We start from the raw sequence: 12,493 nt of genomic DNA, 5'->3' as shown, positions 1-12,493 counted from the left end.
TGAGCCACGAATGCCGATCAGGCGCGGGGGTGCCCGTAGTAGCCGCCGACCTGCTCGTGGTACCCGGCGTCACCGGGGTGCTTGTCCTTGTCGAACTCCGGGGAGTTCTTGATCTCTTCCTTCGTGCGGCCGACGTGGATCGTCCGCTCCGCGACGTCGATGGACGCGATCGTCCCGACGGGCAGCAGCACGTGCTTGCCGAAGATCCACACACCGGTGTCGACGACGATGTACATGGCCCCGACGTCCTCGGAGTGTTTGTCCACCTTGCCGATCGAGCCGTCACTCGCCTCGACCTTGAATCCGGTCAGATCCGTACCGGTCTGGTGGCCCGATTCGGCCTGGTAGTCCCACATGTTGTCCGCCATGTAAACCTCGCTTTATGGTGGGTGAATTTCGAGATCGGTGATTTATCTCCTACCAGCGGTACCAACGCCCTCGCGTACCGCCGGAACCCGTCGAACGGGCGACAAATCCAAGCAGCCACAGGACGAGAACGACGATTGCGACCCACCAAAGAATCTTGATGGCGAATCCCGCACCGAAAAGCAGCAGTGCCAGGAGAAGAACAAGGATCAGGGGAAACATATGTATCGACCTCCAGGCATCCGAGTGCCCTTGTGGAATTGATTCATGCGCCGGAAGGAAACAAAAAAATGCCCGGTGCGCCGTTCGAGGGCGATCCGGCACCGTGTGACGGCGTCGCCTTGTCAGTGGGCGAGGGCACACTGACAACATGAGCGCCTCTTCCTCTCCCGTCGCCGATGCGTCCCGCACCCCCGTTGTCTGGGTGGAGTCGATGGGCGGACCTTTGATCGTCGTTCCCGTCTCCGTGCTGGCCGAATGGCGCGGGTGCACGGAGACCGGGGTGATGGCGGGCGATGCCACCGCTTCCGACGACTACGACCGGGCCTGCGAGGTGGACGATCCGGCCGGTGTGATCGCCGTCGGCGACAGCGGTGCGCAGGCGCTGGTGCTCGCGGACGAGCCGGCCATGAGTTGCTATCTGCCCGAGCGTCGGGCCTTCCTGCGGTGGCTTGGTGCCGACTCCGAGGCCGGGTTGAGAGCCGCAGCGGAGGCTGTCCTCGCGGACCCCGCCACCGTGTGGGACGAGTGCGGTACGTGGGTGTCGGACGGCCCGGCCGTGCTCATGGACTCTGCCGAGGCAGGTGCCGCACTGGGCGTCGAGTATCCCGGTGGCGGGATGCCTTGTCAGGCGCCGGTTCCGCTGCCGGTCGGCCGCTGGAGGGTCCGAGCCACCCACACCAAGGCGGACGAGGAGAACCGGGTCGGTATGGTCCAGCTCCTGCCCGTCGCATCGTGAACGGGTAGTCGCGGAGGTTCTTCGAGACCGTCACTCAGGCACGAGGCGGACGACAGTGCCCGCCCGCTCGAACTCGCCTACTGAGCAGGCCTGTTCGAGTCGAGTTGTCCGATGCGGGACACGTTCTCCCGGTCGTCGGCGTCCTCGCTCGCCGCCGCGGTGAACCAGGCGTCGAGGATCTCCTTGAGCAGCGGCTCGGACGTCAACCGCAGGCTGAGGGCGAGTACGTTGGCGTCGTTCCAGCGGCGGGCGCCGTCCGCCGTGTAGGCGTCCGTGCACAGGGCCGCCCGTACGCCCGGCACCTTGTTCGCGGCGATCGACGCGCCCGTGCCGGTCCAGCAGCACACGACCGCCTGGTCCGACGCCCCGGTCGCGACCTCGCGGGCCGCCGACTCCGAGCAGACCGCCCACTGCGGGTCGTCCCCGGGGCGCAACGCCCCGTGCGTCACCACCTCGTGGCCCCGGTCGCGCAACTCCGCGACGAGGGAACGGGCCACAGGTTCGTCCACGTCCGAGGAAACAGAGATCCGCATGGACCGGAGGCTACTCAGCGGATCAGCGAGGTGCCAGCTCGGAACGTGTGTGTGGCGAGGCTGCCGCCGGGCCGTGGGCAGGAGAGGCCGTACTCGTCCACGACCCGGCGGGAACCGGCGATCCTATGACCGGCGCCAGATCTGGTTCGCGCCGCCCGTGCAGGTCCAGATCTCCAGCGCCGTGCTGTTGGCCGTGCCGTGGCCGACCGCGTCCAGGCACTTGCCGGAGCCGACGTTGACGACACTGCCGTCGGAACGCACCCGCCACTGCTGGGCCGCGGAACTGCCGCAGTCCCAGATCTCCACCGGGCTGCCGTCGGCGGTGGCGCCGCCCGTGACCTCAAGGCACTTGGAGTCGTAGACGGTCAGTTGGTTGGTGGTCGTGGACGTCCAGGTCTGGTTCGTGCCGCCGTTGCAGTCCCAGAGGGCGGGCTGGGTGCCATTGGTCCGGTTCGCGCCGGGGACATCGACGCAGCGGCTGGACTCCTGCCCCTTGAGAGGTGCCGGGACCGCGCCGCGCAGCCAGCTCTGGTTGGTGCCGCCGGTGCAGGTCCAGAGCTCCAGCAGGGTGCTCGGGGTGGTCGCTCCGGCCGTGGCGTCCAGGCACTTGCCCGAGTTGGGGTTGACCACCGTGCCGTCGCTGTTCACGGTCCACTTCTGGGCCGCCGAGTTGTTGCAGTCGTAGATCTGCACCGGGGTGCCGTCCGTCGTGCCGCTGCCCTTGGCGTCGAGACACTTCGCGCCGCCGTAGACGGTGAGTTGGCCGGAGGGCGTCAGGGTCCAGGACTGGTTGGCGCCGCCGTTGCAGTCCCAGAGGGCGAGTTGGGTGCCGTTGGTCTGGCTCGCTCCGGGGACGTCCGCGCAGAGGCCGGACTGGCTGCCCTTGAGGATGCCGCCGTGGTTGCCCGGCGGGTTGGCGGAGACGGACAGGTTGTCGAACTGGTCGGTCTGGTAGCCCACCACACCGATGCCGACCTGGCCCGCCGAGTACGAACTGTCGTTGGTGGTACCGAGGTTGACGCCGTCCGCTGCGGCGGTGATCTGGTCGCCCGAGAAGCCGAGGGCGAGCGTGTGCCACGCGTGCGTACCGAGCGCCGACCGGGTCCCGGAGGCCAGCGTGGTCAGGGTCCCCGCCGCCGAACTCCTGACGATGGACCAGGCACCCGAGTCGCTCACCCGCAGCAGGTACGCGGCCTGGTGACTCTGCGGGCGATTCTGGGTGTTGGCCCGGCCCAACAGCTCGACCGTACCGGCCTGTTGGAGGTTCACATCGGCCTTGACGGTGTAGTCGGCCCACGTCGGATCGCCGAGCAGCGAGAAGGCGTCGGAGTCGTCCTGCCACTCGATCGGCTTGACCGGAGCCACCTGCTGCACACACTGTCCGCTACGGCCGTCCGCACACGGGCGCGCCTCGAACGAGCCCTGCATGTCGGACAGATACGTCGCCTCGGTGCCGGTGGCATCGTTGTCGAACGTGTCGCCGTACGGCAGCGCGAGGGCGTGGGCGGCCGGCGCGGTGGCGGTGCCCTTGCCCTGGCCGGTGGTCGTGGTGACCGTGTAGATCCAACCCGGCTGAAGCGTCAGCGCGTACGAGCCGGCGGTGGGGGTGATGTCCTGCGTGTGCGTGAAGTCGGTGGACGGGCTGGGGTTGTTGACCCGGGTCGCCCAGACGTGCACCGCACCGGTCGAAAGACCGCCCTGCACTTGGATGTTGACCGTCTGTGCCGCCGCGGCGGTGGTGGTCTCCAGGACCGTGGAGTAGTCGGAGCCGTTCGGCGACTTCAGGGTCGCGTACGTGCCGTTGGACTCGGCACCGCCGAGGTAGCCCGACGCGGAGTCGATGAACTTCCAGCCGGGCTGGGCGAATTGGGTGACCTGCGCGGTCGCCCAGGTGTTCTCGCCGATCCCGTAGTTCCCGGACCACGGCGAGTTCGCGGTGGCCAGGCCGACCGTGCCGTAGGGCAGGTTGGGGTAAATGGCCGCGACCAGCGGCCAGTTGAGGTACGCGGTCATGCGGGCGTCGACGTATCCGCGCACGATGGAGCGGATCAGTGCGGGGGCTCCGGCGTCCATGTCCAGTGAGCCGTTCTCGGACGCCCACAGCGGTTTGCCGTTGTTCTTCGCCGTGGTGGTACTGGAGCAGGTGTCCGCGCTGCCGCCGTCACCGCCCGCGCAGGGGTAGTGGGCGCCGATGACCGACACGGCGTTGTTGAATGCCGAGTTGCTCGCCATGTCGTCCGCGACGCTCCAGCCCGAGTCGTCGCCGACGATCTGCACGCTGCCGTATCCGGCGCTGTCGAGGGCGGACCGCAACTGGATGTACCAGTTGACGTCGTGGCCCCGCTCGTTCCAGCCGCCGAGGTAACCGATCGTCAGGCCGTGCTGCTTGGCGCAACCCAGCCAGGAGATCAGGTAGTTGATGGTGTCGGTGGACCAGAACCCGCCGCTGATCCAGCCGGGGGCGGCCCAGGCCAGGCCGTACAACTTGATTTCCGGGTTACGGGCCTTGGCCTGTTCGGCGAGCCAGAACTCGTAGCCGGCGTCGCAGTTGACCTGTCCCTTGGTGTGCTCGATGGACGGCTCCGAGCCGTCGGTGGAGTTGGCGTCTCCGCCGATCTCCAGTTTGAGCAACTGGAGGCTCGCGCCGTAGCCCGGCTTGAACAGGTAGTCCAGGATCTGCGCCTGCTGGGCGGCCGGATAGTCGCGCAGCAGCCGGGAGTTGCCCCCGCCGCCGCTGATCGCCCCGATCCCGTCGAACGTCCGGCCGCTCTGACCACCGTCCACGGTGATCGAGGTGGCCGCCGCTGTCGCCTGGGCCGGTTGCGCACCGGCCGAGCAGAGGGCGGCGACCAGGGCCATGACCCATAAGGGCAGGAGGTGTCGCACGATTCTTCGCACAGTGTCGTCCTTCTCCAGCGGGGGGTGAGGACAGTCCCGGAGAGCGCTCTCAAGAACGGGAGGGCGCCGTCCTGACTGTCCGTGGAGGTTTGGGCGACAGTGTGGAGTTGTGTTGAATCGGAGTCAAGGGTCTACACCTGTTGAGATGCGCCCCGGCTGAGGCGTGGTCAGCGCACGACGTCGAGGACGTTCAGCTGCAGGCCGTTGGCGTACACGGCGTGCTCGACCAGCTTCAGCTTCTGGGTGTCCTTGTCGGAGGCGGGGAACAGGCGCTTTCCGGCGCCGAGCAGCAGCGGGAAGACGAGCAGGTGGTAGCGGTCGACCAGGCCGGCGTCCGCCAGGCCGTGGTTGAGGGTGGCGCTGCCGTGCACGATGATCGGGCCGCCCTCGGTCTCCTTCAGGGCGGCGACCTCGTCGAGGGAGCGCAGGATCGTGGTCTCGCCCCAGTTCGACACGAGCTTGTCGTCGGTGAGGGTGGTGGAGACGACGTACTTCGGCAGCGTCTTGTAGTGCGCGAACTCGTCCATGTCCGGCCACACCGGACTGAACGCCTCGTAGCTGGCCCGGCCCATCAGCATCGCGGCGGACTCCAGCTGCTCCCGCCCCTTGATGTCGAACGACTCGGGCAGGAACTCGATCTCCTTGAAGGTCCATCCGGTGTTGCGGTAGCCGGGTTCGCCGCCCGGGGCCTCCATGACGCCGTCGAGGGAGATGAAGGCGGTGCTGATCAGGGTGCGCATGGTGAGTCCTCGGGTGGTTGGCGTGTGGGCCTGCGTGTGGGGCTGTGGGGTGCCTGTGTGTGCCACTCCAGGATCCAACCGACAAAAAAAATTGTCAAGGAGGGGTGAGTTGTCGGGCTAGGGGCGAGGAGGAGTTGTCGGGTGGGCATGGATTCGGCCACCCGGGTAGAGGCGTACGGGGAGAGGCGTAGAGGCACTGTCGCGGCAAGGAGCCGGAAGGGAGATTCGGGGTGACCGGACTGGCGGTCCCGTTGTGGGACGTGAGCAACGGGCAGGGGCTGCGCCAACTCGCCGAACTGGGGCTGGCGTTGCTGCTGTCGACCCTGATCGGCTGGGAACGGGCGGCCCAGCAGAAGAGTGCCGGGCTGCGCACGCACACGCTGGTCGGGATCGCCAGCGCGCTGATGATGGAGGTCTCCCAGCACGGCTTCACGAATGTCCTGGGCCTGGAGAACGTGTCCTTCGACCCGTCCCGCGTGGCGGCCCAGATCGTCTCCGGGATCGGTTTCATCGGCGGCGGCCTGATCTTCGTACGCCGGGACGCGGTACGGGGGCTGACGACCGCCGCCACCATCTGGCTCACCTGCGCGGTCGGCATGGCCTGCGGAGGCGGCCTGCCGATCCTCGCGCTGGCCACGACCGCCGTGCACTTCCTCGTCGTACGTGGGTATCCGTTGCTCTTCGCGCGCATGATGCCCGGCGCCGAGGCGGGGGCGTTCGAGGTACGGCTGACCTATCGGACCGGAACGGCGTTGCTGCCGCAGTTGATGGAGACGTGTACGCGGAGGGGGTTTCGCATTCAGGAGGTCAAGGTCGATCGGCTGCCTGAGCGGGCTGATCCGGCGGCGAGGGTGTTGCTGCGGCTGGAAGGGGCGGCTGACGCCGGGCAGTTGACGTCTGAGCTGTTCCAGAGCGAGGGCGTGACGGAGGTTGAACTCACGGCTGCCGGTGATGAGGAGTAGCGCCGGGTCCGGGTCCTGCGAGGGGTAAGACCGGGTCGTATGGGGTGGGGCCGGATCGTGTGGTGAGGAGACACCCGGGGCACGGAGCTTCCGCGAAAACCCGTTGGCGGAGCACGGCGACCACTGCTACTTTCCGGGAGGCCGTGCGAGAGAACGAGGAGGTGGTACCCGTGAACGCAGTTTTGACATGGGTGCTCCCCTCCGGGGTCACGGTCGGGCGGTAGGTCGTCCGGGAGCGCCGTAAAGCAGCCCTCCCGAAAGGCACGACCATGCACTTCACTTCCGAGCGACGCCTCGACGACGGCGTCCTCGAACGCGAATTCACCCTCGGCGAGATCCCCGGCACCCTGTGGACTCCTGAATCCGCCGCGCCGACCCCGTTGATCCTCATGGCCCACAACAACGGCCTGCCCAAGGCGGAACCCCGACTGGTCGCCCGGGCCCGGTTGTCCGCGGCGTACGGCTACGCGGTGGCCAGCATCGACGCCGCCGGGTGCGGTGACCGGCCCCGTTCCGCAGCCGACGAGCAGGCCCGCGCCGAGCTGCGCCGGGCGATGCGGGCGGGTGAGCCGGTCGACGAGATCTTCGAGTCCTTCGTCGGTCCGCTGGTCGAAAACGCGGTCCCGGAATGGCGGTTGGCTCTGGACGCCCTCCTCGCGCTGCCCGAGATCGGCGGCACGGTCGGGTACTCGGGGTGGACCGCCCTCGGCATTCGGCTGGCGGTGCTGGAGCCGCGTATCACGGCTGCCGGGTTCTTCGCCGGGGGTTATGTGCCGCTCGCTCAGCGTGAGGAGGCTCGGCAGGTCGGCATTCCGTTGCTGTTCCTGCTGCAGTGGGACGACGAGGGGAATCCTCGGCAGCGGGCTCTGGACCTGTTCGACGCCTTCGGTAGCAAGGCGAAGACGCTGCACGCCAATCTGGGTGGGCATACCGGGACGCCGTGGTTCGAGCGGGAGGACGGGGATCGGTTCTTCGGGCGGCACTTGAAGTGAGGGCGGGCTGACGGGGCGGCGGGGCTAGAGCAGCCGTAGACGCACGATCGCCCCGGTCGCGGCGGTACTGGGCATCGCGGTACCGGGCGGTCGGGGCGGCGCTCGGTTGCCGGGGCGGCGATCAGGCGGGCCCATGCCGCGAGGGAGAACGACGTCTTACGGGCCGTCCCGCGATTGATCTTGGGGCGGCTCGGCCTGGGTGTTCGGCGGGCTGGTGGTTCAGCAAGCGCAGTTCGGCCCGCTACTCGTACCGGTACTTCAGCGAGTCCGCCTCCGACTGCTCGATGTCGGCGATCGTCAGCTCCGGCATGCGCAGTTGGGCCAGTGTCACCTCGGCGGAGGTCGGTTGGGCGTCCGTCGGCAGCCACTGCTCCGGCTTCCAGGCCGCGCTGCGCAGGAGGGCCTTGGGGCAGTGCGGGTAGACCTCCTCGATCCCGAGCACGAGTGCACTGGCCGGCGGCTTGCCTACGGCGGTCAGTTGGGACAGCAGCTCAGGGTGGGTGGAGATACAGGCGCGGCCGTTCACTCTGAGCGTCGTGGTGCGACCCGGGACGACGAACAGCAACCCGGCCCGTCCTGTCGCGACTACGTTCTGCAGGGTGTCCAGACGCTTGTTGCCGGTCGCGTCCGGAATCGCCACCGTCCGGGCGTCCAGGACGGCCACGAATCCGGCGGGGCCGCCGCGCGGGGAGACGTCACAGTTGCCCTCGGTGTCCGTGCTGGCGACCAGGACCAGCGATGAGCAGCTGATCAACTGCCTGGTCTGCTCGGTGAGTTCGGTCATCTGCTTCCGCATGGCCGTGTCACGCGGGAGTCCGTAGACCTGACGCAGCGCCTCCTGGTCGCGTACGGCGTCGAGGCGGAGCGAGTCGAATGCACTGCCGGCAAGGGATGACGTCATGCCTCCGACCCTAGCGAGCCGGCCCGGGACTGACCTTGGTCGGTGAGTGAGGCGACGTGCGGACGGCCCCGTGGGCTCAGTCTTCGCTGACCGGCTTTTGGTAACGCGGGTTCAGCTGAGGACCGGGCTCACCCGTGAGGCGTTGGATGTGCGCTACGAGGTGGGGTCCTCCATGATCGGCCGGACGATCCGGGGAGTGCGCCCGCTGTCGGCGGGCCGTGGGTCCGCGCCCCCGACCGTCCCGGTATCCGGATCCGGCAGCCGCTCAGGAACTGTGCGGTACGAGGTTCAGCCGCAGCCGGACGTAGTCATGGTCCAGCGGTCCTGGACGGCGCGTTCCATCCGGCCGCCAGCCGTTTCGGGCGTAGAAGCTCTGCGCGCGGGAGTTGGACGCCCAGCACTCCAGCACGCCCTCGGTGCAGCTGGCGGCCGCGGCCAGTGCGACGAACTCCCGGTGCAGGGCCCTACCCACCCCGCGCCCCCAGGCGTGCGCCAGCACGCCGATCTGGTACAGCTCGTAGGAGGTCGAGGCGTCCAGGTCTTCGTGGTGCGGTGGCCCGGCAGTGAGCAGCCCGACCGTCGTCCCGTCCGAGTCTTCCGCGACCAGCGTGGCACGCGACGGCGTGGCCAGCACCCGTGCCCAAGCATCGCGCCGGTGCCCCCATGCAGTCGGGTCGACGAGGAGTTCCTCGGGCAGGCCGCCCGCGGTGTAGTACGCGGTCCGGGTCCGGGTGTGCACATTGGCAAGGACGTCGGCGTCCTCAGCGGTCGCCTCACGCAGTCGGAAACCTTGATGCATGCCCCTCTGGACGCCCGTACCCGCTCGACTGGTTCCTCCTCGGACCCCATCAGCGGCCAGGCACGATTCGTGAGGGAGAACCCCGGCGTTCCTCACGACGAGACATTCGGCTGCATCACGAAGGCAAGACCCATCGCGGATCAGCCCGTCAGTCGCCGAGCACCCGCTCCCACAGCAGCCTGTCCCGCCAGCTCCCGTCAAGGAAGATCGAGGAGTGTGCGACTCCGTGCGGGCTGAATCGGTTGCGGCGTGGCCGCTGTGACGGCAGATTCTCCATCTGCGCGGATGCCTCCGACGGTGACCCGCCCGATCACCTTGTCGTCGGCAAGCACCACGCCTGGCCAGACCGTACCGGCCCGGTATCCGGTCAGCAGCCTGGGGAGGGGGAAGCGCGCCCCGGTCCGGGTGGTGGACCGGGGCACTGGCCGCGAGTGTCAGCTGACAGCCTTGGCCGCGTCCGTGATGAGGCCGGCGACGACCTTCGGGTGGCTGATCATCGCGACGTGGGACGAGCGCGGTACTTCGACGACCTTGCGCGCGTTGGCACGGCTGTACATCCAGCGCTCGCACGCCGGCGGGATCGCCTTGTCCTGGCCGGCGACCAGGCCCCACGACGGGATCGTCTTCCAGGCCGCGGCCGTGGTGGGGAAGACGAACGAATCGGCGTCGAACGGCCGCTGCGTGGCCTGGAGGACCCGGAAGTCGGCGGTGGAGATGTCGGCGGCGAAGGCCGCCTGGCCGTCCTTGCTCAGGTACAGGTCGGTTCCGGTCGTGCCGTCGGCCTTCGTGTACGGGACCGGCACGCTGACCGGTTCGACCTCGCTGCCGGGGAACTTGGTGATGAGTTCGCCCTGCGTCTCGCCCACGTCGGGCACGAACGCCGCGATGTAGACCAGCGCCTTGACGTTGGACTTCCCGGCGGCGGCATTCGTGATGACCGTGCCGCCCATGGAGTGCGCGACCAGCACCACCGGTCCGCTGATGGAGTCCAGCAGACTCGCGACGTACGGGGCGTCGGTCGGAATGCCCCGCAGCGGGTTCGCCGCGCAGACCGTGGTGTAGCCCTTGTCCTGCAACTCCCCGACGGTGGCGTTCCAGCAGGACGAATCGGCGTACCCGCCATGCACCAGAACGATCGTGGGCTTCACCTTGGACTTCTCCTCACGGTTACCAGTTGCGGCCGTCGCCGCGCCGGCCGTTCCTTCTGCGCCGGCGATCAGCGCCGCCGACCCGGCCAGCGCCGCTCCGGCGGCCAGTACTCGCCGGCGGGAAACATCGGAACTCATGGGACTCCTCAGGCATGGAGATGGGGAAAGGGGGGTCTGACGAAGCGCTCGCCGCCGAGCTGCTGTGCGAGGGCTGCGGGCGCCAACTGAACGGGTCGCCGTAGGAGTTCGGCTCGGTCGGCGGGCTCAGCCGCGCACGGGCGGCTTCATCGGTGTGGCATGTCATGGACCCTATGAGGAGCGCTTTCGCGGTGGCATCGGCAATGTGACCTAGATGCCGGGGTCGGCGTCCCGGTCGTTGCCTTCAGCAGCCGGGCTGCTCCCTACGTGCGGCTGGGAATCCGGCACCACGACGGAAACGGGCACTACGCCACCGTCCCCGCCGCCCCCTCACCAGGCACACCGCTCCACTCCCGGTACGCGGCCACAGCCGTGGGCAAGGTCGGGAAGATGTGGTCCGTGCCGACGGACTCCACCAGGCCGTACGCCTCCAGGTCGGCCAGGAGGTCCTGTTTGACCCGGGCGAGGGCGAACACGACGCCGCGGTGGGCGAGTTCGCGGCGGAGTTCGTCGACCGCGTCCAGGGCGGTGATGTCGACCTCCACGTTGGCCTCGGCGTTGAGGACGAACCAGCGGACGGGGACGGCCTGTTGGGCTACGGCGGCCAGGGCGCGGCGGCGGAAGTTCTCCGCGTTGGCGAAGAAGAGGGGGGAGTCGTAGCGGTAGACGAGCAGGCCGGGGATCGTGCGGGCCTGCGGATAGTCGTCCACGTCGTGCATGCCGGCGACACCGGGGACCAGGCCCTCGACGGCGTCGTGCGGACGGGCCACGCGGGTGAGGAGTTCGGCCACCGACAGGCCCACGGCGACGATCACGCCGTAGAGGATGTCCAGGGCCAGCACTCCGGTCAAACAGCCCAGGGCGAGGAGGAGTTCGCGGCGGCGGAAGGTGGCCAGGCGATGGAAGCCGGTGAGGTCGATCATGCGGACGGCGGCGTAGACGACGAGGGCTCCGAGGACCGCCGAGGGGGTGCGGGAGAGCAGGGGGCTGAGGAAGAGGAGGACCGAGAGGACGAGCGCTCCGGCGATCAGTGAGTACGCCTGGCTGCGGGCGCCGGACGAGGAGGCGAGCGCGGTGCGGCTGGCGCTGCTGCTCACCGGGAAGCCGTGGAGTACGCCGGCGCCGAGGTTGGCCGCGCCCAGCGCCAGGAACTCCTGGTCGGCGTCCAGACCGGGACCGTCGTCCTCCTCGCCGCCGGTGAAGGCGCGGGCGGTGAGGATGAAGTCCGTGTAGGCGACGAGCAGGACGCCGAGTGCGGGCAGTATCAGGTGGGGGAGTTGGGTGAGGTCGGGCAGGCCGATCGTGGGAAGTCCCGCCGGGACATGGCCGATCACCTTGATGTCGTAGCGGTCGTCGAGGTCGAGGACGACCACGGCCGCCGTGCCCAGCACCACCGCCAGCAGCGGGCCCGGCACCATCCGCGACAGACGTGCCACCGTGAACAGGAAGGCGAGCGTGACGGCGGCGAACAGGACTGTAGGCGCGTGGAGTTGATCCAAGTGGCTCAGGAACGACCAGAGTTGGGGGAAGAACGCCGAGCCCGTCGTCGACACCCCTGTGAGCTTGGGGAGTTGGTCCACGATCATGATCAGGGCCACGCCCGCCAAGTAGCCGATCAGGACCGGGCGGGAGAGGAGATCGGCGACGAAGCCGAGGCGTACCGCCCATGCGACGAGGCAGAGCAGTCCGACCGTCACCGCGAGGGCGGCGGCGAGGGTGGCGTAGCGGCTCGGGTCGCCGCCCGCGAGCGGGCCCACCACCGTCGCCGTCATCAGCGCGGTCGTCGACTCGGGGCCGACCGAGAGGAGCCGGGACGAGCCCAGTACGGCGTAGAGCGCGAGTGCGGGCAGGATCGCCCACAGGCCCGCGACCGGCGGGAGGCCGGCCACCCCGGCGTACGCCATCACCTGCGGGACGAGGTACGCGGCGACCGTGACTCCGGCGAGCAGGTCGCCGCGCAGCCACGCGCGCCGGTATCCGGCCAGCGCGGCGATTCCGGGCGTCAGGCGTCGCCAGTTCAGGACGCGCCCGCCCGGGCTGGGGGACATGGTGCTCCTC

Annotated in this window: 12 protein-coding genes; 3 read left to right on the top strand and 9 right to left on the bottom strand. The window is 68.9% G+C overall.

Annotated features, from left to right (window positions below):
* Positions 1-17: 17 nt before the first annotated feature.
* Together OG407_RS05355 and OG407_RS05350 are read right to left on the bottom strand one after the other, a co-directional pair.
* Complete coding sequence (locus OG407_RS05355) at positions 18-368, bottom strand: PRC-barrel domain-containing protein (RefSeq protein ID WP_328685319.1); 351 nt, start codon at positions 366-368, stop codon at positions 18-20.
* Positions 369-417: 49 nt separating this feature from the next.
* On the bottom strand, positions 418-588 hold the full coding sequence (locus OG407_RS05350) for a hydrophobic protein (protein WP_078652406.1): 171 nt from the start codon (positions 586-588) through the stop codon (positions 418-420).
* A gap of 148 nt (positions 589-736) precedes the next feature.
* Here OG407_RS05350 and OG407_RS05345 point away from each other — a divergent pair, with 148 nt between their 5' ends.
* Positions 737-1,324, top strand: coding sequence for an Imm21 family immunity protein (locus OG407_RS05345; RefSeq protein WP_405855477.1), 588 nt, complete (start codon positions 737-739; stop codon positions 1,322-1,324).
* Positions 1,325-1,401: 77 nt separating this feature from the next.
* Here OG407_RS05345 and OG407_RS05340 read toward each other — a convergent pair whose 3' ends face one another.
* The 3 genes from OG407_RS05340 to OG407_RS05330 all read right to left on the bottom strand — a co-directional run bounded on the left by OG407_RS05340 (position 1,402) and on the right by OG407_RS05330 (position 5,495).
* A complete protein-coding gene (locus OG407_RS05340; protein ID WP_405855475.1) occupies positions 1,402-1,857 on the bottom strand; it encodes an RpiB/LacA/LacB family sugar-phosphate isomerase in 456 nt (151 codons plus the stop codon).
* Between the two features lie 123 nt (positions 1,858-1,980).
* On the bottom strand, positions 1,981-4,716 hold the full coding sequence (locus OG407_RS05335; protein WP_405868291.1) for a ricin-type beta-trefoil lectin domain protein: 2,736 nt from the start codon (positions 4,714-4,716) through the stop codon (positions 1,981-1,983).
* Positions 4,717-4,922: 206 nt separating this feature from the next.
* Positions 4,923-5,495 (bottom strand): dihydrofolate reductase family protein, encoded by a 573-nt coding sequence (locus OG407_RS05330; protein WP_405855474.1) that lies wholly within the window; start codon positions 5,493-5,495, stop codon positions 4,923-4,925.
* A gap of 230 nt (positions 5,496-5,725) precedes the next feature.
* Here OG407_RS05330 and OG407_RS05325 point away from each other — a divergent pair, with 230 nt between their 5' ends.
* Positions 5,726-6,457 carry an MgtC/SapB family protein gene (locus tag OG407_RS05325; RefSeq protein ID WP_405855472.1) on the top strand — a complete coding sequence of 244 codons (732 nt, stop codon included), beginning with the start codon at positions 5,726-5,728 and terminating at the stop codon, positions 6,455-6,457.
* 269 nt (positions 6,458-6,726) lie between these two features.
* Positions 6,727-7,449, top strand: coding sequence for an alpha/beta hydrolase (locus OG407_RS05320; RefSeq protein ID WP_405855470.1), 723 nt, complete (start codon positions 6,727-6,729; stop codon positions 7,447-7,449).
* A 241-nt stretch (positions 7,450-7,690) separates the two neighbouring features.
* Here OG407_RS05320 and OG407_RS05315 read toward each other — a convergent pair whose 3' ends face one another.
* The 4 genes from OG407_RS05315 to OG407_RS05300 form a co-directional block, all read right to left on the bottom strand.
* Complete coding sequence (locus OG407_RS05315) at positions 7,691-8,350, bottom strand: MSMEG_1061 family FMN-dependent PPOX-type flavoprotein (RefSeq protein ID WP_405855468.1); 660 nt, start codon at positions 8,348-8,350, stop codon at positions 7,691-7,693.
* A gap of 265 nt (positions 8,351-8,615) precedes the next feature.
* Positions 8,616-9,149, bottom strand: a complete 534-nt coding sequence (locus tag OG407_RS05310; protein WP_405855466.1) for a GNAT family N-acetyltransferase — start codon at positions 9,147-9,149, stop codon at positions 8,616-8,618.
* 434 nt (positions 9,150-9,583) lie between these two features.
* Entirely contained in the window at positions 9,584-10,435 is an 852-nt protein-coding gene (locus OG407_RS05305) for an alpha/beta hydrolase (RefSeq protein ID WP_405855461.1), read from the bottom strand.
* A 305-nt stretch (positions 10,436-10,740) separates the two neighbouring features.
* The gene (locus OG407_RS05300; RefSeq protein ID WP_405855459.1) at positions 10,741-12,483 is read right to left on the bottom strand and encodes a SulP family inorganic anion transporter; all 1,743 of its coding nucleotides are present in this window, start codon (positions 12,481-12,483) and stop codon (positions 10,741-10,743) included.
* Positions 12,484-12,493 lie beyond the last annotated feature (10 nt).

This window comes from Streptomyces sp. NBC_01515 (assembly GCF_045040345.1).
Taxonomy (GTDB): Bacteria; Actinomycetota; Actinomycetes; order Streptomycetales; family Streptomycetaceae; genus Streptomyces.
The sequence above is the reverse complement of the archived record's forward strand: the minus strand, read 5'-3'. Positions and strand labels throughout refer to the sequence as shown.

Coding starts and splice junctions, on each gene's coding strand:
- OG407_RS05355 (WP_328685319.1), bottom strand. CDS start 368: ATGGCGGACAACATGTGGGACTACCAGGCCGAATCGGGCCACCAGACC.
- OG407_RS05350 (WP_078652406.1), bottom strand. CDS start 588: ATGTTTCCCCTGATCCTTGTTCTTCTCCTGGCACTGCTGCTTTTCGGT.
- OG407_RS05345 (WP_405855477.1), top strand. CDS start 737: ATGAGCGCCTCTTCCTCTCCCGTCGCCGATGCGTCCCGCACCCCCGTT.
- OG407_RS05340 (WP_405855475.1), bottom strand. CDS start 1,857: ATGCGGATCTCTGTTTCCTCGGACGTGGACGAACCTGTGGCCCGTTCC.
- OG407_RS05335 (WP_405868291.1), bottom strand. CDS start 4,716: ATGGCCCTGGTCGCCGCCCTCTGCTCGGCCGGTGCGCAACCGGCCCAG.
- OG407_RS05330 (WP_405855474.1), bottom strand. CDS start 5,495: ATGCGCACCCTGATCAGCACCGCCTTCATCTCCCTCGACGGCGTCATG.
- OG407_RS05320 (WP_405855470.1), top strand. CDS start 6,727: ATGCACTTCACTTCCGAGCGACGCCTCGACGACGGCGTCCTCGAACGC.
- OG407_RS05315 (WP_405855468.1), bottom strand. CDS start 8,350: ATGACGTCATCCCTTGCCGGCAGTGCATTCGACTCGCTCCGCCTCGAC.
- OG407_RS05310 (WP_405855466.1), bottom strand. CDS start 9,149: ATGCATCAAGGTTTCCGACTGCGTGAGGCGACCGCTGAGGACGCCGAC.
- OG407_RS05305 (WP_405855461.1), bottom strand. CDS start 10,435: ATGAGTTCCGATGTTTCCCGCCGGCGAGTACTGGCCGCCGGAGCGGCG.
- OG407_RS05300 (WP_405855459.1), bottom strand. CDS start 12,483: ATGTCCCCCAGCCCGGGCGGGCGCGTCCTGAACTGGCGACGCCTGACG.